The organism is Fusicatenibacter faecihominis (assembly GCF_020686945.1).
In the GTDB taxonomy this organism is placed as follows: domain Bacteria; phylum Bacillota; class Clostridia; order Lachnospirales; family Lachnospiraceae; genus Limivivens; species Limivivens faecihominis.
Genome location: NZ_JAJEPR010000014.1, coordinates 24,302 through 42,898, shown reverse-complemented (window position 1 = coordinate 42,898; position 18,597 = coordinate 24,302). Strand labels below are relative to the sequence as shown.

Annotated in this window: 17 protein-coding genes; 13 read left to right on the top strand and 4 right to left on the bottom strand. The window is 50.2% G+C overall.

Annotated features, from left to right (window positions below; translation table 11 throughout):
* Positions 1–577: 577 nt before the first annotated feature.
* The 4 genes from LKD71_RS09700 to LKD71_RS09685 all read left to right on the top strand — a co-directional run bounded on the left by LKD71_RS09700 (position 578) and on the right by LKD71_RS09685 (position 5,260).
* Positions 578–2,887: a glycoside hydrolase family 95 protein gene (locus LKD71_RS09700; RefSeq protein ID WP_178045469.1), complete on the top strand. Its 2,310-nt coding sequence runs from the start codon at positions 578–580 to the stop codon at positions 2,885–2,887.
* A 131-nt stretch (positions 2,888–3,018) separates the two neighbouring features.
* Positions 3,019–3,684, top strand: a complete 666-nt coding sequence (locus tag LKD71_RS09695) for an HAD family hydrolase (RefSeq protein WP_178045470.1) — start codon at positions 3,019–3,021, stop codon at positions 3,682–3,684.
* A 3-nt stretch (positions 3,685–3,687) separates the two neighbouring features.
* A complete protein-coding gene (locus LKD71_RS09690) occupies positions 3,688–4,470 on the top strand; it encodes an HAD family hydrolase (RefSeq protein WP_178045471.1) in 783 nt (260 codons plus the stop codon).
* Positions 4,463–5,260 carry an HAD family hydrolase gene (locus LKD71_RS09685; RefSeq protein ID WP_227615257.1) on the top strand — a complete coding sequence of 266 codons (798 nt, stop codon included), beginning with the start codon at positions 4,463–4,465 and terminating at the stop codon, positions 5,258–5,260. Before LKD71_RS09690 ends, LKD71_RS09685 begins: the two co-directional genes overlap by 8 nt.
* A gap of 99 nt (positions 5,261–5,359) precedes the next feature.
* Here the strand turns inward: LKD71_RS09685 and LKD71_RS09680 are convergent, their stop codons facing one another.
* The 3 genes from LKD71_RS09680 to LKD71_RS09670 all read right to left on the bottom strand — a co-directional run bounded on the left by LKD71_RS09680 (position 5,360) and on the right by LKD71_RS09670 (position 9,021).
* On the bottom strand, positions 5,360–6,088 hold the full coding sequence (locus LKD71_RS09680; protein ID WP_227615256.1) for a TraX family protein: 729 nt from the start codon (positions 6,086–6,088) through the stop codon (positions 5,360–5,362).
* Positions 6,089–6,308: 220 nt separating this feature from the next.
* The gene (gene htpG / locus LKD71_RS09675) at positions 6,309–8,375 is read right to left on the bottom strand and encodes a molecular chaperone HtpG (protein ID WP_227615255.1); all 2,067 of its coding nucleotides are present in this window, start codon (positions 8,373–8,375) and stop codon (positions 6,309–6,311) included.
* Positions 8,376–8,523: 148 nt separating this feature from the next.
* Entirely contained in the window at positions 8,524–9,021 is a 498-nt protein-coding gene (locus tag LKD71_RS09670) for a DUF5721 family protein (protein WP_227615254.1), read from the bottom strand.
* A 284-nt stretch (positions 9,022–9,305) separates the two neighbouring features.
* Between LKD71_RS09670 and LKD71_RS09665 the strand changes: the two genes are divergently transcribed.
* The 3 genes from LKD71_RS09665 to LKD71_RS09655 all read left to right on the top strand — a co-directional run bounded on the left by LKD71_RS09665 (position 9,306) and on the right by LKD71_RS09655 (position 11,453).
* On the top strand, positions 9,306–10,145 hold the full coding sequence (locus LKD71_RS09665) for a DegV family protein (protein WP_227615253.1): 840 nt from the start codon (positions 9,306–9,308) through the stop codon (positions 10,143–10,145).
* A 162-nt stretch (positions 10,146–10,307) separates the two neighbouring features.
* Positions 10,308–10,691 carry a hypothetical protein gene (locus LKD71_RS09660; RefSeq protein WP_178045477.1) on the top strand — a complete coding sequence of 128 codons (384 nt, stop codon included), beginning with the start codon at positions 10,308–10,310 and terminating at the stop codon, positions 10,689–10,691.
* Positions 10,692–10,958: 267 nt separating this feature from the next.
* Positions 10,959–11,453, top strand: coding sequence for a QueT transporter family protein (locus tag LKD71_RS09655; RefSeq protein ID WP_227615252.1), 495 nt, complete (start codon positions 10,959–10,961; stop codon positions 11,451–11,453).
* 52 nt (positions 11,454–11,505) lie between these two features.
* Here LKD71_RS09655 and LKD71_RS09650 read toward each other — a convergent pair whose 3' ends face one another.
* Positions 11,506–12,738 carry an argininosuccinate synthase gene (locus LKD71_RS09650; protein WP_227615251.1) on the bottom strand — a complete coding sequence of 411 codons (1,233 nt, stop codon included), beginning with the start codon at positions 12,736–12,738 and terminating at the stop codon, positions 11,506–11,508.
* 269 nt (positions 12,739–13,007) lie between these two features.
* Between LKD71_RS09650 and argC the strand changes: the two genes are divergently transcribed.
* The 6 genes from argC (at position 13,008) to LKD71_RS09620 (ending at position 18,582) form a co-directional block, all read left to right on the top strand.
* Positions 13,008–14,048, top strand: a complete 1,041-nt coding sequence (argC, locus tag LKD71_RS09645) for an N-acetyl-gamma-glutamyl-phosphate reductase (RefSeq protein WP_227615250.1) — start codon at positions 13,008–13,010, stop codon at positions 14,046–14,048.
* 21 nt (positions 14,049–14,069) lie between these two features.
* Positions 14,070–15,290, top strand: coding sequence for a bifunctional ornithine acetyltransferase/N-acetylglutamate synthase (gene argJ / locus LKD71_RS09640; RefSeq protein WP_227615249.1), 1,221 nt, complete (start codon positions 14,070–14,072; stop codon positions 15,288–15,290).
* A gap of 43 nt (positions 15,291–15,333) precedes the next feature.
* Positions 15,334–16,227 carry an acetylglutamate kinase gene (gene argB, locus LKD71_RS09635; RefSeq protein ID WP_227615248.1) on the top strand — a complete coding sequence of 298 codons (894 nt, stop codon included), beginning with the start codon at positions 15,334–15,336 and terminating at the stop codon, positions 16,225–16,227.
* A complete protein-coding gene (locus tag LKD71_RS09630; protein WP_227615247.1) occupies positions 16,220–17,410 on the top strand; it encodes an aspartate aminotransferase family protein in 1,191 nt (396 codons plus the stop codon). Before argB ends, LKD71_RS09630 begins: the two co-directional genes overlap by 8 nt.
* Before the next feature lie 62 nt (positions 17,411–17,472).
* Positions 17,473–17,901, top strand: a complete 429-nt coding sequence (locus tag LKD71_RS09625) for a DMT family transporter (RefSeq protein ID WP_227615246.1) — start codon at positions 17,473–17,475, stop codon at positions 17,899–17,901.
* Between the two features lie 105 nt (positions 17,902–18,006).
* The gene (locus LKD71_RS09620) at positions 18,007–18,582 is read left to right on the top strand and encodes a helix-hairpin-helix domain-containing protein (RefSeq protein ID WP_227615245.1); all 576 of its coding nucleotides are present in this window, start codon (positions 18,007–18,009) and stop codon (positions 18,580–18,582) included.
* The last annotated feature ends 15 nt before the right edge of the window (positions 18,583–18,597 follow it).

The window sequence follows — 18,597 nt, the reverse complement described above, 5'->3', positions numbered from 1 at the left end:
CTCAAAATGAGTCATCAAAAATAAGGCCCCCAGTTGACCGCAAATCTAAAAAACTTCAATTGCAGTCATGCAAAATTAGAAAATGTTTGACTGCAATTCCTAAAAACTCCAAATGCAGTCAATAAAATACCGAAAATATTTGACTGCAATTCCCCAAAATGCCAAATGCAGTCAACGAAACTACTCAAAATGCATGACTGCAACTTCCAAAACTCCAAATGCAGTTAATGGCCACCCAAAAAACACATGACTGCAACTCTCAAAATTCCAAAACAAGTCAAACGCCCCCATAATCACTTATCTCCACCCACCATATAGTCATACCCTGCCAGTCTGACGTAAGCCCCATATTTTTTGACCTTAAGCAGAAAAGGATGCTCGAAGGGAAAGGCGGTCAGCCTGTCCCTTCGAATAAATCTTTTTTCCAGAAACACAGTCCCTCTTTTAAAATGCCAAGAATCCTGGCATCTTTTGTTGAAAATTGATAAAAAAACAGGTTGCCGAAAGCAGTTTTTTATTATATGATGAAGGTGCGTTAAACGACAGAAAGAGCTGACTGAAATGGAGGAGGCAAAAGATGAAGCTGTATTATGATCAGCCTGCCAGAAACTGGCATGAGAGCCTTCCGATGGGAAACGGAAGACTGGGCGCAACGGTGTATGGGGGAACGAAAAAAGAGACACTGGCGCTGAACGAGGACACACTCTGGTCAGGTTATCCGGAGAAAACGCAGAAGGAACTTCCGGAAGGATACCTGACCAAGGTCCGGGAGCTGACAGAGAAACGGGAGTATCAGAAAGCGCTGGATTATCTGCAGGACTGCTTCAAGACTTCTGAAGATGTGCAGATGTATATACCTTTTGGAAATCTCTGCATGGAAATGCTGGGTGAGGAGGAGATTTCCGATTACCACAGAGAACTCTGCCTGGATACGGCGGAGGTGATTGTCGCTTATAAGAACCATGGTGCACAGGTGGAGAAACGCTGCCTGATCAGCCGGCCGGCTCAGGCGCTGGTTTACCACATTCTCTCAGAGGAAGCTTTTTCTCTGAAGATCTATGTGGAGGGCGGTTATCCCAAGGAGACCAGCTGTGAGGCGGGCATTTTAAAGACCAAAGGCCATTGCCCCGGAAGAGTGCCCTTTACCGTAGGAGAGGGAGGCTCCGAGAAAGCCGTTCCCGTTTTCCCGGAGGAGCCGGAGAAACAGGGTATGTGGTACGAAGGCTGGGCAAAAGTTGTGACTGACGGCGAGGTGGAAGAGGCAGGAGACGCTCTCATCGTGAAAAATGCGAAGGAGCTGACCCTCTATTATGACATCCGCACCAGCTTTAACGGCTATGACAAACATCCGGTGCTGGAAGGCATTTCACCGGTGCCGCTTCTGGAAAAAGATCTTACCTGTGCGGAGAAATCCTATGCGTCTCTTCGGACCGAGCATCTGGTGGAGTATGAGACCTATTATGACCGCGTCCGCCTTTCTCTCGGCGAGGAAGAGGAGGACCGGGATCTTCGCCAGCGCCTGATCGATTTCAAAGATCATCCCGAGGATATCGGACTTAGCGCTCTTCTTTTCCAGTACGGAAGATATCTTCTGATCGCGTCCTCAAGACCGGGTACCCAGGCGGCAAACCTCCAGGGAATCTGGAATGCGGAGCTGGTTCCGCCCTGGTTCTCCGATTACACGATCAATATCAACACAGAGATGAACTACTGGCCCGCCGGCCTCTGCAACCTGGCGGAGATGGGCGAGCCTCTGGTGAAGCTCTGTGAGGAGCTGGCAGCCGACGGAAAAGAGACGGCGAAAAATTACTTTGGAGTGAACGGAGCCTGCAGCTTCCACAATGCGGATATCTGGAGAAAAACGACTCCAGCAGACGGTCTCGCTCAGTGGAACTTCTGGCCCATGGGTTATGCGTGGCTCTGCCGGAACCTTTTCGACCAGTATCTCTTTACCGAGGACAGAGAGTATCTGGAGCGGATCTATCCGGTGCTGAAAGAAAATGTGCGCTTCTGTGTGGAGTCCGCTGTTCATACGGGAAAAGGCTATGCGGCTTCTCCTGCCACTTCCCCGGAAAACGAATTTTTCTTTGAAAATGCAAAGCTCACCGTGGCTCAGTATACAGAAAACGAGAACGCCATCGTGAGAAACCTTCTGAGAGATTACCTGGAAGCCAGCGCGATTCTTGGAATCAAAGATGAGCTGACAGAAAAAGCGGAACTGGTGAGAAGTCAGATGGTACCGACCGCCATCGGAAGCGAGGGTCAGATTCTGGAGTGGAACGAAGAGTTTGGAGAAGTGGATCAGCATCACCGCCACCTTTCCCATCTCTACGAGCTGCATCCGGGCCGCGGAATCACAGAAGATACACCGGCTCTTTACGAGGCTGCAAGAAACAGCCTGTTGAGAAGAGGCGACGAGGGTACCGGCTGGAGCCTGGCCTGGAAGATCCTGATGTGGGCGAGAATGAAAGATGGCGCTCATGTGGGAGAGCTCCTGAACCATATCCTCCGTCTGGTGGAGCCCGATGGATCCACACATATGACTGGAGGCGGCGTTTATGCCAACATGCTCTGCGCCCATCCGCCCTATCAGATCGACGGAAACTTCGGTTATACGGCCGGAGTGGCAGAGTCCCTGCTTCAGAGCCATGCCGGAGTGATTGATATTCTCCCGGCACTGCCCACGAGATGGACCAAGGGTGAGGTGACTGGTCTCAAAGCCAGAGGAAATATCACCGTGGACATTACCTGGGAAAATAGCAAAGTGGAAGCACAGCTCTACTCCGACACAGACAAGACCGTTTCTGTCCGCATCGGAAAAGAAGAGCAGGCTGAGATCGAGCTCAAAGCCGGCATGCTTTACATCCTGGATGGGGAACTGAACTAAAAAATATTTTGTACGCCTTACCTCCGTTTTGCGCTGGTAAGGCGGTTTTTTTGTACCTTTGTTCCATTGTAAACCCCGGAAAAACATGGTATCCTAAGCATGTTTGAGAACAAAAGAAAGAGTGATTTTTCATGAAGAAATTATGTATATTTGATCTGGATGGCACGCTTGCCAGCACGTTGGAGTCTATGGCTGTAGCAGCCAACCGGGTATTAAGAGAGATGAACCTTCCGGAACAGCCCACAGAAAGTTTTAAATATTTTGCAGGAGACGGGGCGAAGGAGCTTTGCCGCCGTTGCCTTCGGGCGGCCGGGGACGCGGAGTGCAGCCAGTATGAGGAGATGTACCGGAAATACCGGGAATATTTCAGCGAGACCTGTATGTACAAAGTCGTTCCCTACGAGGGGATTCCGGAGCTTCTGGAAAAGCTCAAAGCAGCAGGCATCAAAATTTCCGTCCTTTCCAACAAGCCCCATGCCCAGGCGGTGGACGTGGTGGAGACCCTGTTTGGAAAAGGCTATTTTGACGCGATTCAGGGGCAGACCGACAGCGTTCCGAGAAAGCCGTCCCCCATCGGGGCCAACCGTCTCGCGGAGCATTTCCGGGCGGAGAAAAAGGACTGCCTCTACATCGGCGATACTGCCACTGATATGGAAACTGGAAAAGCAGCGGAAATGGAAACCGTGGGCGTTCTCTGGGGCTTCCGTGACCGGAAGGAGCTGGAGGAGAGCAAGGCCTGTCACATCGCAGAGAAGCCGGAGGAGATCTTTTTGTTTGCGATGGAAAAGGAGGATTGACCGATGATAAAACTCATTGCCAGCGATCTGGACGGAACCCTTCTTTTAAACCATGCCCAGTCCTTAAATCCCGGCACCGCAAAGCTCATTCATGAGCTGACGAAGCAGGGCAGGATTTTTGCCGCAGCCAGCGGCCGCCAGTATCCGAATCTTTACCGGTTGTTCCACGGTGTGGAGGATGAGATTGCCTATATCTGCGAGAACGGTGCTCTGGTTATGTATCAGGGTGAGGTTGTCGATAAACATATCATTGACCGGGAGCTCGGTCAGAAGATCATGAAGATCATTCTGGATCACGGGGACACGGAGGTTCTTCTTTCCGGCATGAACACCTGTTATGTGCAGCCAAAAGACCCGGCCTATGCGGAGCATCTGATCCATGTGGTAAAAAATAACGTCACTGTGGTGGATGACATTTTCAAAGTGGAAGAGCCGTATATTAAAATTTCGCTTTATGAAAAGAACGGTTCCCAGCATTACGAAGAGTGGGCGGAACGCTTCAAAGGGCTGATGCGGGTTGTGACTTCCGGCATGGAGTGGCTGGATACGATCCAGGAGGGCGTGGACAAAGGCTCTGCGATGCGGGCTCTGGAAAAGCGTTTCAACGTCAAACCGGAGGAGATCATGGCCTTCGGTGACAATTACAACGATCTGGAGATGCTGGCCGCGGTGAAAAACGGCGTGGCCATGGAAAATTCTCCTGAGGCAGTGAAGAAGCTCTGCCCTTACCGCACAGCCCTGGTGGAGGACACTCTACGGGAAATTCTGGAGGGAAAATATGATTAAACTGGTTGCATCGGATATTGACGGAACCCTGGTGCCGGAAGGAACTACCAGCATCAATCCGGAATTTTATGAGATCATTCGGAAATTGAAGGAAAAAGGAATACTTTTTGTGGGAGCCAGCGGCCGTCAGTACAGCAGCATGCGGGCCCTTTTGGATCCGGTTTTTGATGACATTGTTTTTATCTCCGGAAATGGAACGAACATTATGCGAAAGGGTGAAAAACTCTATTCCATGGGAATGAACCAGACGGATGTGGCGAGGCTGATCGCCTACATGCGAACCCTTCCGGACTGCATTTTCACGGCCTCCACGCTGGATGGCATCTACTACGAGCAGCACGACGAGGATTTCGAGCGGCTCCAGGTGGAGGGCTATCACAATCAGATTCATCTGGTAAAAGATGTGACGAAAGAGCCTGTGGAGATCCAGAAGCTGGCCATTTACCGGAGGGCCGGTATCGCCGGGATCGGGGCTGCGATAGAGGAGCGCTGGAAGGATACGTTCCGGGTGTTCCAGGCGGGAGAGTGTTGGATCGATTTCGTGGACCCGGCGGCAGATAAAGGAAACGCTCTGAAGGAGCTCCAGAAAATCCTGGGAATCCGCCCGGAAGAAACCATGGCTTTCGGCGATAACTTCAACGATATCGGCATGTTTCAACAGGCCGGGGAGAGCTACGCCGTAGCCAACGCCGCCGATGGCGTCAAAAAGGCCGCGAAGCATGTGGCTCCTTCCTATGAGGAAAATGGTGTTCTTGGAATTTTGAGAAAACTTGCAGAAGAGCAGGAATGATTCAGAAATTCATAAAAATGTTTTGACGTTAAGTAAACAGACAGCCCGCAGTATTCATTCAGATGGTCAGGAATGATGCTGCGGGCTGTAATTGGTTATTCATCCGAAATAGAAAAGGACGATATCTCTGGCAAGACCCAGCAGCAGAAGATGAACCGGGTAGAACCAGTAGAAGAAGTATTTCATTTTCAGATTGCCTTTTTCTCCGTTGTAGAGAAGGATGGGCACGAAGGCCAGGGGAGCTGTGAGCTCATACTGCATGATGAGGGCTCCGGCCAGACACTGGATCGGACGGGCATAGCGGACAAGAAACAGAGTACAGATGAGAAAAACGCCTCTTGCACCGTAGTCGGTCTTAAAGAGCCAGCCGAGATAAACGCCGACGGCCATAATGAGAAACTGCAGCCAGTCGTTTCGGAAACGATCCACCAGTACCATCACCAGCATGCCAAAAAACAGGGTAAAGAACACGTTCTGTTTGTCCGGGTAAAACCAGTGATTGTAAATCGCATAGTCGAAGGGAATCTCGGAGATCAGCACGAAGATTCCGAGCCGCAGCAGATATTTCATCTTGCTGTGGGTATGGATAAAGCCTTCCACCAGAAGAAAACAGTAGATGGGAAAGGCAACGCGGCCGATGTAGCGGATCAGCCGGTAGAGTATGAGCATGTTATGGTAAAGGTCCGCATCCGCTTTGACAGCGGGGAGTTTTAAGATCGCCTGGCTCATGACCGTGGCCCCGAAATGGTCGATCAGCATGGTGATGACGGCGATGAGCTTCAGGGAACTGGAAGTGAATACCCGATAAGGGGCAAGTTTTTCCATCATGGGTAAGATCCTCCTGGAGAAATTGTGTTTGGCGGGTCAGAGCAATATTTTTGAAGAACAGATCGCTACCGGAACAAGCGCATACATATTTGCCGGAAAAGCAGTGCATTCTGACCCTGATTTTATCAGTATAGCAGACAAATCTTTAAAAGAAAAGAGCGGAGACAAAAAAATCCGGGACTCCTTTTTGGGGGAATCCCGGTCTTATTTTTCTTAACGCTTATTTGGCAAGAAGCATCAGGATCTCGTTGCTTCTGGTGATAAACTTGGTCATCTCATCCGGATTCAGCGGTTTGTGGCTTAAGAGAGCCAGATCGTAGAGCTGTTCACAGAACATCGGAACATTCTCAGAATCTTTGTGCTCAAAGATGTACTGAACCAGCTTGTTGTTGGCATTCAGAACCAGGGTCTCGGTGGTGCCGAACATGGAGGGATCCATACCTGCCATGCCGTACATCTTCATCATATCCTGCATTCTGCGGCTCTCCTCGGACAGAGTTACCATGGAGGAGATATTCTCATTTTTCAGCTTCTCTACCTTGACTTCCAGCTTATCTTTGCCCAGAGCCTTGCGGAAGAGCTCAGTCAGAGCATCGGTCTCATCCTTCAGCTCGTCGGCGGAAACTTCTTCCTTGAAGTCATTGGTCACATCTGCATCGATACGCTGGAAATGGATATTTTCCTTCTCTTTCTCACGCTCGATATGGGTGATAAAAGCGGAATCAATGTTGTGTTTCAGGATAACGGCGTTCATACCCTGCTCCCGGAACATGTTGATGTACTGGCTCTGCTGGATCTCATCGGTCACATAGTAGATCGTGGTCTGCGGTTTCTTCTCGTCCTCTTTCTTCTCAGCGGAATCGGTTGTCTCCTCGGCCTTTTCCTCGGTTTTTTCTTCCTCAGCCGGTTTTACGGATGTGATGTAATCCGGGAAAGTGAAGTATTTGCCGTTCAGATCTTTCAGCAGGGTGTAATCCAGGACTTTTTCGCTGAATTTCGGCTCTTTGATGCAGCCGTATTTGATGAAGGGGCTGATATCGTCCCAGTATTTCTCGTAGTTCTCACGGTCGGTCTTGCACATACCGGTGAGCTTGTCTGCCACTTTCTTGGTGATATAATCGGAAATCTTCTTCACGAAACCGTCGTTCTGCAGAGCGCTTCTGGAAACGTTCAGCGGCAGATCCGGGCAGTCGATGACACCCTTTAAGAGCATCAGAAATTCCGGAATTACCTCTTTGATGTTGTCGGCGATGAAGACCTGGTTGTTGTAGAGTTTGATGGTTCCCTCGATGGAATCATACTCGGTGTTGATCTTCGGGAAGTAGAGGATACCTTTCAGGTTGAAGGGGTAATCCATGTTCAGATGGATCCAGAACAGGGGCTCCTTGTAATCCATGAAGACTTTGCGGTAAAATTCTTTGTACTCTTCCTCGGTACACTCGTTGGGATGCTTGGTCCACAGCGGATGGGTATCGCTGATGGAAACCGGACGTTTGTTGATCTTTACCTGATCTTTGGCCGGGGAAACAACAACGGTCTCTTTCTCACCCTTGTCATTTTCTTTCTCTTCGGTCTTTGCATCCTCGTGGATGTGCTCAACTACCACATCGTCGTCGCGAAGCTCGCTCTCGTCGATGGTTTCGTACTCCTGGGGAGCGTTGGCCTTGCTCAGGAAAATCTCGGTCGGCATGAAGGAACAGTATTTCTCCAGTACCTCGCGGACGCGGTACTCATTGGCGAACTCCACGCTCTCCTCATTCAGAAAAAGGGTGATCTCTGTTCCAACGGTTACCTTCTCACCGTCGCCGATGGAATACTCGGAACCGCCGTCGCACTCCCAGTGAACGGGTTTTGCTCCTTCTTTATAGGAAAGGGTATCGATGTGAACGTCGTCGGCTACCATAAATGCAGAATAGAAGCCCAGTCCGAAATGGCCGATGATCTCATCGTTGTTTGCTTTGTCTTTGTATTTCTCCAGAAAGTCGGTAGCGCCGGAGAAAGCGATCTGGGTGATGTATTTTTCTACCTCATCCTCGTCCATGCCGAGACCGTTGTCAATGAATTTCAGGGTCTTGGCATCCGGATCGCAGATGACTTCGATTTTTGCCTTGTAATTGTCCGGGAAGGTGTACTGGCCCATGGCTTCCAGCTTTTTCAGTTTGGTGATGGCGTCGCAGCCGTTGGAAATCAGCTCACGGACAAAGATATCATGGTCGGAATAGAGCCATTTTTTTATGATCGGGAAAATATTTTCACTGTTAATGGATAAATTACCGGTTTTACTCATATTGAAACACTCCTTTTTTTCTATAGATCGACGGGCTCTCTGGCCCCTGCTGTTTCTCAGTGTAATACCTTTCCAGTGAAAAGTCAAGAGAAAATCAGCACTCAAACAAGGTGAGTGCTAACAAAAATCTCTAAAAAATATAAAGTTTTTATAAAGTCGTGAAGGGAATCCCGTGTTTCCGGAAAAAAGCCGCCGCCAGTTCGTCCCAGAGCTGGGAGAGGGTCTTATCGAGGGAGAAGGTTTTCAGGGAGGTGCCGGTGGTAACGGTGAGCTTCTGTCCGTCATAGAGGACGTTCAGGAAAAGGCCGCCGATCTCCTCGGGCCGGATAGAAAGGTGGTTCTGAAGGATGAGTTTTTCCACATTTTTCGGAGCGAGAGAGAAGACGATTTTCATGGCGAGGGGCGTCTTCTTTCCTTTAATAAGGGAGAGGGCAAAAGGCCGCAGCTGTTCCCAGTAGGAGTAGGTGGTAAGTTCAGCCATTTCCGCCTCATCGGAAGAAAAATAGTCTTTATGCAGATGACCGTCGATGAAAAAGGTGTTAAAGGTCGTGATAGAAGCCTCCGTCAGAAGAAAGCGGTCGAAGGTGTTAGATAAGAGAAGATGGGACATGAAGCTCTTCACGTCCTGGATCTGAAATGCGCGCATGGATAAAACCTCCGGAAAAATCATTTCCTATATCATAGCCCGAATTCCGGGATTTGACAAGTTTTTAAAAAAAACTCTTTTCAAACCTCTGGGGATATGCTATGATGAGGTAGTATTTAAAACTACGTTTCGTAACAGTTCAGAACAGAAGCTAGCGATAGCAGCGATAGTGCGAAGCACGGGGTGATGAGTCCCGGTGGGACTCGTTTATCACCGACCGAAGCGGAGCGAAGAACTGTGGCTTTGTACTGAACGATAGAAATCCATATTTGGAGGAATGATATATGAGCTTCAAGGTAGTAATTGACAGCTGCGGCGAACTGACCGACGAGATGAAAGCCAGCGGCTGTTTTGAGACGGCGTCTCTTATGATACAGGTAGACGATCACAATATTGTAGATGATGCAACTTTTGACCAGGCAGATTTCCTGAGACGGGTGGCGGCCAGCCCCAACTGTCCGAAATCCTCTTGCCCTTCCCCGGAGGCCTATCGGGCTGCTTTTGACTGTGACGCGGACCATGTGTTTGCAGTCACCTTATCCTCAAAACTCAGCGGTTCCTACAACAGCGCCGTTCTGGGAATGAACCTTCTGAAAGAGGAGAAGCCGGACGCAAAAGTTTATATCTTCGATTCCCGTTCCGCTTCCATCGGCGAGACCCTCATCGGTCTGAAAATCCAGGAGTGCGAGGAGCAGGGACTTCCCTTTGAGGAGATCATCGACAAGGTAGAAGCCTATATCGACAGCCAGATGACCTGGTTTGTTCTCGAAAATCTGGAGACCTTACGGAAAAACGGTCGCTTAAGCAAAGTGAAAGCCTTTGTGGCAACGGCTCTTCGGATCAAACCGGTGATGGTATCCACGCCGGAGGGCGAGATCACCCAGCTGGATCAGGCCAGAGGCATGAACAAAGCCCTGGTTCGTATGGTGGACAGCATTGTGGAGAAAGTGGTAAACCCGGATGAGACTGTGATCGCCATTTCCCACTGCAACTGCCCGGAGCGTGCCCAGATGGTAAAAGAGACCCTGATCAACCGGATTCATCCCAAGGGAATTTTCGTTGTAGATACAGCCGGAATCAGCAGCATGTATGCCAACGACGGCGGAATTATCGTTGTTGCCTGACTTTTGAAACAGATTAGAGGCATATTCCAGGTTTGTTTCGCTGAATAGTTTGTATTTTTGTTAAAAAGTACATGCATTTTTCACAAATCTATTGTATAATAAGGAAAATGGCTGTGAAGGGAGACGACATGGCCAGGAAAGACTTTACAAGGAGTGGAAAAAATGAGCCAGGCAAAAGTAGACAAGTATAAGGAGCAGAAAAAGAACCGCGACAAGATCATGAAGCGCGAGAAGAGGGAGCGTATTCTTGCGGAAGTCATTGTCTGCGTGGTTGTGGTTGCTCTGATCGGATGGGCAGGATATTCTTTCTACCAGAACCACAAGCCTACGGTAGTGAATACCTACACGGTAGATGGCACTGCTCTGACCGATTACATGTCAGAACTGAATGCGGAGACAGAGACGGAAACCACTGCTGAGACAGAGGAGAGCACCGACGCAGCAGAGTCCGAGAGCGAGACTGCTTCCGAAGAGACGACAGAAACTGCATCTGAGACTGTCGCAGAAACAGAAAGCGCAGCAGAGACAGAGACCGTATCTGAATAAGAAAGAGAAAGACCTTCCAATGGAGAGAAATTCAGAGGAAGGTCTTTTTATGTGAACATTTTTCTTGCAATTTTTCAATTCCTGTGCTATACTCACACCCGTTGCATAGCCCGCAAAAACAAGGTCTGATTGGGCTGACCGCCGATTCCCGGCGTAGACATATACCGAAGGCATATGTCTCACGCAACTGATTTTCTGTTGCGTGAAAATGAATCATGTGTTCGTGACCTTCCACATGTAAAACAAAACTAAAGGAGAAAACAGAATATGAGAGACAAGAAAGTGCAGTTTATTGTTGAGGCCGCTGCCATTGCGGCGATCTATGTGGTGCTGACCGTGGTATTTTCCGCCATTTCTTTTGGCGAGGTACAGTTGCGGTTTTCCGAGGCACTGACGATCCTTCCCTATTTTACACCGGCAGCGATTCCAGGACTTTTCGTGGGATGCCTGATCGGAAACCTTTTCGGAGGAGCGATTCCTCTGGATATCATCTTCGGAAGCCTGGCTACCCTGATCGGAGCCTGCGGAACCTATGCGCTTCGGAAACAGAATAAATTCCTTGCGCCGGTATCCCCCATTGTGGCAAACACCATTGTTGTGCCCCTGGTACTGTTCTATGGCTATGGAGTGAATATTCCCATTCCGCTTCAGATGCTCACGGTAGGCCTGGGAGAAGTGTTATCCTGCGGCGTGCTCGGCATGATCCTGCTTTTTGCTCTGGAAAAATATCGCGGTGTGATCTTTAAAAGACACGCTGCATAAAAGAGAAGAACCCCATCGGTCCGCAACAGCCGATGGGGTTTTCTTTTATGGCTTATGAATTTTTCTGATTCTTCTCAACTTCCTGGAGCATCATTGCGCGAACCTTTAAGGGCAGGCCGAACAGGGTGATGAAGCCGTCAGCATCGTGGTGGTCGTAAAGATCACCGGTGGTGAAGGAAGCCAGGGACTCGTTGTAGAGGCTGTAGGGAGAAGTGGTTCCGGCTTTGATGATGTTGCCTTTGTAAAGCTTCATCTTTACTTCGCCGGTCACATAGTTCTGGGTGGACTCTACGAATGCCTGAAGAGCTTCTCTTAAGGGAGTGAACCATTTTCCTTCGTATACAACCTGGGCAAACTGGCTGCCAAGTTTCTTCTTGGTCTCCATCGTGTCACGGTCGAGGGTCAGCTCCTCCAGCTGCTCGTGAGCTGCCATCAGGATAGTTCCGCCCGGTGTCTCGTAAACGCCGCGGGATTTCATACCAACGACACGGTTCTCAACGATATCAACGATACCGATGCCGTTTTCGCCGCCGATGCGGTTCAGCTCGGTGATGATCTCGGAAACCTTCATGGCTTTGCCATTCAGTGTCTTCGGAATGCCGTGCTCGAAGGTCATCGTGATCTCGGTCTCTTTATCCGGAGCTTTTTCCGGGGTAACGCTCAAAACGAGCATGTCGTCATAGTTCGGAGCCTGGGACGGATTCTCGAGCTCCAGTCCCTCGTGGCTGATGTGCCAGAGGTTACGGTCACGGCTGTAGCTGTGGCTGTCATCGAAGGGAAGATGGATGCCGTGAGCCTTGCAGTATGCGATCTCGTCGTCACGGGATTCCATTTTCCAGATATCGGTCATACGCCAGGGAGCGATGATCTTCAGATCCGGAGCCAGAGCTTTGATACCCAGCTCAAAACGGATCTGGTCGTTTCCTTTACCGGTAGCGCCGTGGCAGACAGCGGTAGCGCCCTCTTTGCGGGCAATCTCTACCAGTTTCTTTGCGATAGCCGGGCGGGCCATGGAAGTACCGAGGAGATATTTGTGCTCGTATACAGCGCCGGCCTCCACGCAGGGCATGATGTAGTTATCGCAGAAGTCGTCGATGATGTCCTCGATATATAATTTGGAAGCGCCGGAAAGTTTTGCTCTCTCATCCAGGCCATCCAGCTCGTTTCCCTGTCCACAGTTTACACAGCAGCAGATAACGTCATAATTGAAATTTTCCTTCAGCCAGGGAATCAGGGTTGTGGTGTCCAGACCGCCGGAATAAGCTAATACAACTTTTTCTTTCATTATAAAAGACCTCCTGATCATTTTTCACTCAATATGCCTTACTATACAACAAAAATTATAATTATGCAACAGGAAATTGAGAAAAAATTATCCGGTTCTGAATACTTCAAAAACTACTTGCATATTATACAGCGATAATGTATAATTAATCATCGACATTCCGGAGACAAAAAAAGAAACCGGACACTTGACGATAAAAGTAAGAAGTGCTATCTTCAAAAGAAGGTGTCAGCCGGGCTGACAAAAAGAGATAAAGAGGAGAAAAGAACATGATCAAGGCAGGAATTATCGGGGCCACCGGTTATGCCGGGGGCGAGCTGGTACGGATTTTACTGGCACACAAAGATGTGGAAATTAAATGGTATGGCTCAAGAAGCTATATTGATAAGAAATACAGCAGTGTTTATCAGAATATGTTCCAGCTGGTGGAGGATGTCTGCCGGGATGACAATCTGGAGGCGCTGGCCGACCAGGTGGATGTGATTTTTACCGCCACCCCCCAGGGCTTCTGTGCTTCCTTAATCAATGAGAAAATTCTTTCCAAAGCAAAGGTCATCGACCTGAGCGCGGATTTCCGTATTAAAAATGTAAAAATATACGAAGAGTGGTACAAGATCGAGCACAAGGCTCCCCAGTTTATCGAGGAAGCCGTTTACGGACTGCCGGAAATCAACCGTGAGAAGATCAAAGGGGCGCGCCTGATCGCGAACCCGGGCTGCTATCCCACCTGCAGCACCCTGTCCATTTATCCCCTGTTAAAAGAGGGACTCATCGATCCGGATACCATCATCATCGACGCAAAATCCGGTACCTCCGGAGCCGGAAGGGGAGCCAAGGTGGACAACCTCTACTGTGAAGTCAATGAGAACATCAAGGCCTACGGCGTGGCCGGCCACCGTCACACGCCGGAGATTGAGGAACAGCTGGGCTATGCGGCAGGAAAAGAGATCCTTTTAAACTTCACCCCGCATCTGGTTCCTATGAACAGAGGCATCCTCATCACCGCTTACGCTTCCCTCAAAAAAGACGTTTCCTATGAGGAAGTGAAGGCTGCATACGATAAATATTATGAGAAGGAACAGTTCGTCCGCGTGCTGGATAAGGATGTCTGCCCCCAGACCAAATGGGTGGAAGGCAGCAACTATGTGGACGTAAATTTCAAGATCGATCCCAGAACCCACCGTATCATCATGATGGGCGCTATGGACAACCTGGTAAAAGGAGCCGCAGGACAGGCCGTGCAGAACATGAACCTGCTCTTTGGGCTTCCGGAGAACGAGGGACTGAATCTCGTTCCGATGTTCCCCTGATCGGGTGAAAGGAGTAGAAAGATGAAAGTGATCGAAGGCGGCGTAACCGCTCCCAAAGGATTTCAGGCGGCAGGGATTTTTGCCGGCATCAAAAAAGATAAAAAAGATATGGCTATGGTATACAGCGAGGTTCCCTGTGTGGTGGCCGGAACTTTTACCACGAATGTGGTAAAGGCGGCTCCTGTCAAATGGGACCAGCATGTGGTCTATGAGGTAGGAAAGGCCAGCGCCATCGTGGCAAACAGCGGTATCGCCAATGCCTGCACCGGCGAGGAAGGCTACGGCTACTGCCGGGAGACCGCAGCGAAGACAGCAGAGCTTCTGCATGTATCAGAGGATCAGATTCTCGTGGCTTCCACCGGCGTCATCGGACGCCAGCTTCCGATGGACAAGATCAAGGGCGGCGTGGAAAAAATGATCCCTCTGCTCTCTGACGCAAAAGCGGCAGGCACCCTGGCGGCTGAGTCCATCATGACCACCGACACGATCAAGAAAGAGACTGCCATCGAGTTTACGCTCGGCGGAAAGACTGTGACCATTGGCGCTATGAGCAAGGGCTCCGGCATGATCCATCCCAACATGTGTACGATGCTGGCCTTTATCATGACGGACGTGGCGATTTCCAGAGAGCTTCTCCAGAAGGCTTTAAGCTCTGTGGTAAAAGATACCTATAATATGATCTCTGTGGATGGCGATACCTCCACCAACGACACGGCTCTTCTGCTGGCCAACGGTCTGGCAGGCAACCCGGAGATCACTGAGGAAAACGAAGATTATGAGACTTTTGTGAAGGCCCTTTATCAGGTAAACGAGACCCTGGCAAAGACCATGGCCGGGGACGGAGAGGGCGCGACCGCTCTTTTCGAGTGTAAGGTCATCCATGCGAAATCCAAAGAGGAGGCTGTGATTTTAAGCAAATCCGTCATCACCTCCAATCTTACCAAGGCAGCCATCTTTGGCCATGACGCCAACTGGGGCCGGATTCTCTGCGCTCTGGGCTATTCCGGCGTACAGTTTGATCCGGAAAAAGTGGATCTCTACTTTGAGAGCGCTGCCGGAAAGCTGAAGATCATCGAGAACGGCGTGGACACCGGCTACAGCGAGGAAGAAGCTACAAAGATTCTTTCTGAGAAAGCAGTAACCGCCATTGCGGATATGAAGATGGGAGAGGCCTCCGCGACGGCCTGGGGCTGCGATCTCACCTATGATTATGTGAAGATCAACGCGGATTACCGCTCTTAAGTAATAAGAACGCCGCTTTCCGGCGGCAGAATGGAGAAAGAAAATGGAAGAAAACAATATGACAAACTGGTTTGAAAAGGCGGGCGTCCTCATCGAGGCTCTGCCCTATATCCGGGAATTTCACGGAAAGACCATCGTCGTCAAATACGGCGGAAGCGCCATGGTGGATCATGAGCTGAAAAAGAATGTGATTCGTGACGTAGCTCTCTTAAAGCTGGTCGGTTTCCATCCGATCATCGTCCACGGCGGCGGAAAAGAGATCACCAAATGGGTGAACAAAGCCGGCCTTGAGACCAACTTTGTGAATGGTCTTCGTGTGACAGACAAAGACACGATGGAGATTGCCGAGATGGTTTTAAATAAGATCAACAAAGGTCTCGTTTCCATGATGGAAAAAGTCGGTGTCAAGGCTGTTGGCATCAGCGGAAAAGATGGAAGCCTGCTCCGGGTGAGCAAGAAGCTCTCCAAAGGTCAGGATATTGGCTATGTAGGAGAGGTGGCAGAGGTCAACACTGAAATTCTGGATACCTTGATTGCCAACGATTTCGTTCCGGTTGTCTGCCCCATCGGTTCCGGCAGCGATTACCATTCCTATAACGTCAACGCCGACGACGCGGCCTGCGCCATCGCTACCGCCATGAAAGCAAGCAAACTGGCCTTCCTGACGGATATCGAGGGCGTTTACCGCAATCCGCTGGACCGCACAAGCCTTATTTCCTCCCTGACAATCTCCGAGGCAGAAGCCCTTCTGGAGAGCGGAAATGTGGGCGGCGGCATGCTCCCGAAAATCCAGAACTGCGTGGACGCTGTGAAAGCGGGCGTTGGAAAAGTACATATTCTGGATGGAAGAATGGAGCACAGCCTGCTTCTCGAGTTCTTTACCAAGACCGGTATCGGTACTGTGATCACTGGAGAGAAGGAGGAAGCTCATGAGTAAGACAGAAGAATATATCAGCCGGTCAGAGAATGTGATCCTTCACACCTACAACCGTTTCCCGGTGGTTCTGGAAAAAGGCGAGGGCGTTTATCTGACTGACGTAGAAGGAAAGAAATATTTGGATTTCGGCGCCGGTATCGCTGTTTTTGCTCTGGGCTATCATTATCAGGACTATGACGAGGCCCTGAAAAATCAGATCGACCAGCTGATCCACACCTCAAACCTCTATTATAATGTGCCCCTGATGACGGCCGGGGAGGCAGTCACCAAGGCCAGCGGTCTTTCCAAGGTATTTTTCACCAACAGCGGAACCGAGGCCATCGAAGGAGCCATCAAAGCAGCAAGAAAATACGCCTGGAACAAGGACGGCTGCACCGATCATGAGATCATCGCGATGAAACATTCCTTCCATGGAAGAAGCATGGGCGCTCTGTCCGTCACCGGAAACAGCCATTATCAGGAGCCCTTCAAACCCCTGATCGGCGGCATCCGCTTCGCAGATTTCAACGATCTTGAGAGCGTCAAAGCCCAGGTGACGAAGAAGACCTGCGCGATCATTCTGGAGACCGTTCAGGGCGAGGGCGGTATTTATCCTGCGACGAAGGAGTTTCTCCAGGGCGTGAAGAAGATCTGTGAAGAAAATGACATCCTTCTGATTCTCGATGAGATTCAGTGCGGTATGGGCCGTACGGGTTCCATGTATGCCTGGCAGGAGTACGGCGTGGAGCCGGATATCATGACCACGGCGAAAGCTCTGGGCTGTGGCGTTCCCGTGGGCGCTTTCGTCCTCAATGAGAAGACTGCCAACGCCACTCTGGTACCGGGAGATCACGGAACCACCTACGGCGGCAACCCTTTTGCCTGCGCGGCTGTGACGAAGGTGTTTGAACTTTTTGAGAAGAACCATATCGTGGATCATGTGAACGAGCTGACTCCCTATCTGGAGAAACGTCTGGATAAGCTGGTGGAGAAATACGATTTCTTAAGCGCCCGCCGGGGCAAAGGCTTCATGCAGGGTCTGGTAGTGACGGGACGTCCCGTTGGCGAGATCTTGAAGAAAGCGCTGGAAAACGGCCTCATCGTTCTCTCCGCGGGCAGCGATGTGATCCGTCTGGTACCGCCCCTTGTCATTGAGAAAGAGCATATCGACGAGATGATCGAAAAGCTGGAAAAGAGCTTCTGAAAAAAGGTATAAAGAGGACTCCCTTTGCACATAATATGGAAAAAGCAAAGGGAGTTTTTTCTATGTCTGGAGTCATGATCGCACTGATCTCAGGAGCCCTGATGAGCATTCAGGGCGTATTTAACACGGAAGTCACCAAAGCCACGAGCCTCTGGGTCTCGACCTCGTTTGTTCAGCTGACAGCCCTCATCGTCTGTCTCCTTGCCTGGGCCTTCACGGACCGGCAGAGTTTTCTCACTCTGATGGAAGTCCCGAATAAGTGGACGCTTCTCGGCGGTGTCATCGGCGCTTTTATCACCGTCACCGTGGTGCGGAGCATGGCGGACCTGGGGCCTGCCCGGGCGGCGATGCTCATCGTGATTTCCCAGCTCATCGTGGCCTGGGTCATCGAACTTTTCGGCTGGTTTGGCGTGGAGCGCACTGCCTTTGAGTGGAGAAAACTCATGGGAATGGGCATCGCCATTATCGGGGTGATTGTTTTCAAATGGTGAAAAACTTTTTAAAAATGTGTTGTAAAAATGTGAATTTTCCGCTACAATAATATTGTCTGTGTAAGGGGCCTTTCATCTATGGGGATGAAGGGAGATACAGAAAATATGAAACATGTCTGGCAGATTTTTCTTTTTCTGACGGTTCTGGTAAGCTGTCTTACCGGCTGCGGGAGAAGGCAGGCTATGGAAATAGAAGAGGAAACGTTTCCTGCGGTCTCTTCCTTTGAGGAGGAGAGCCAGGAAGAAACAGAAGTTTCCCGCGGTACCCTGTTTGTGGATGTGAGAGGAGCCGTGGCAAAGCCCGGCGTTTACGAACTTCCGGAAAAAAGTCGGGTTTTTCAGGCGGTGGAAGCGGCCGGCGGCCTTCTTCCCGAAGCCCTGGAACGGCTGGTAAACCAGGCGGCAGAGCTGACGGACGGGCAGCAGGTCTACATTCCCTTTGAAGGGGAGGAGACAGAAGGAGGCCAGGCGCCTTTACAGGAAACCGATGACAGGGTCAACATCAATACGGCGGGGCCTGAAGAACTGAAGACTCTTCCTGGGATCGGCGAAGCGAGGGCGGCGGATATCATTGCCTATCGCGAGGCGAAGGGCGGCTTTTCTTCCATCGAGGAGATCATGCAGGTCAGCGGGATCAAAGATGCCATGTTTCAGAAGATCAGGGATAAGATTAAGGTTTAGTAAGGAGAATAGCCC

Excerpts from the sequence above, each read along its gene's own strand:
- LKD71_RS09630 (WP_227615247.1), top strand. The coding sequence starts at position 16,220 with ATGAGTAAGACAGAAGAATATATCAGCCGGTCAGAGAATGTGATCCTT.
- argB (WP_227615248.1), top strand. The coding sequence starts at position 15,334 with ATGGAAGAAAACAATATGACAAACTGGTTTGAAAAGGCGGGCGTCCTC.
- argJ (WP_227615249.1), top strand. The coding sequence starts at position 14,070 with ATGAAAGTGATCGAAGGCGGCGTAACCGCTCCCAAAGGATTTCAGGCG.
- LKD71_RS09665 (WP_227615253.1), top strand. The coding sequence starts at position 9,306 with ATGAGCTTCAAGGTAGTAATTGACAGCTGCGGCGAACTGACCGACGAG.
- LKD71_RS09625 (WP_227615246.1), top strand. The coding sequence starts at position 17,473 with ATGTCTGGAGTCATGATCGCACTGATCTCAGGAGCCCTGATGAGCATT.
- LKD71_RS09655 (WP_227615252.1), top strand. The coding sequence starts at position 10,959 with ATGAGAGACAAGAAAGTGCAGTTTATTGTTGAGGCCGCTGCCATTGCG.
- LKD71_RS09620 (WP_227615245.1), top strand. The coding sequence starts at position 18,007 with ATGAAACATGTCTGGCAGATTTTTCTTTTTCTGACGGTTCTGGTAAGC.
- LKD71_RS09690 (WP_178045471.1), top strand. The coding sequence starts at position 3,688 with ATGATAAAACTCATTGCCAGCGATCTGGACGGAACCCTTCTTTTAAAC.
- LKD71_RS09685 (WP_227615257.1), top strand. The coding sequence starts at position 4,463 with ATGATTAAACTGGTTGCATCGGATATTGACGGAACCCTGGTGCCGGAA.
- argC (WP_227615250.1), top strand. The coding sequence starts at position 13,008 with ATGATCAAGGCAGGAATTATCGGGGCCACCGGTTATGCCGGGGGCGAG.
- htpG (WP_227615255.1), bottom strand. The coding sequence starts at position 8,375 with ATGAGTAAAACCGGTAATTTATCCATTAACAGTGAAAATATTTTCCCG.
- LKD71_RS09695 (WP_178045470.1), top strand. The coding sequence starts at position 3,019 with ATGAAGAAATTATGTATATTTGATCTGGATGGCACGCTTGCCAGCACG.
- LKD71_RS09680 (WP_227615256.1), bottom strand. The coding sequence starts at position 6,088 with ATGATGGAAAAACTTGCCCCTTATCGGGTATTCACTTCCAGTTCCCTG.
- LKD71_RS09700 (WP_178045469.1), top strand. The coding sequence starts at position 578 with ATGAAGCTGTATTATGATCAGCCTGCCAGAAACTGGCATGAGAGCCTT.
- LKD71_RS09650 (WP_227615251.1), bottom strand. The coding sequence starts at position 12,738 with ATGAAAGAAAAAGTTGTATTAGCTTATTCCGGCGGTCTGGACACCACA.
- LKD71_RS09670 (WP_227615254.1), bottom strand. The coding sequence starts at position 9,021 with ATGCGCGCATTTCAGATCCAGGACGTGAAGAGCTTCATGTCCCATCTT.
- LKD71_RS09660 (WP_178045477.1), top strand. The coding sequence starts at position 10,308 with ATGAGCCAGGCAAAAGTAGACAAGTATAAGGAGCAGAAAAAGAACCGC.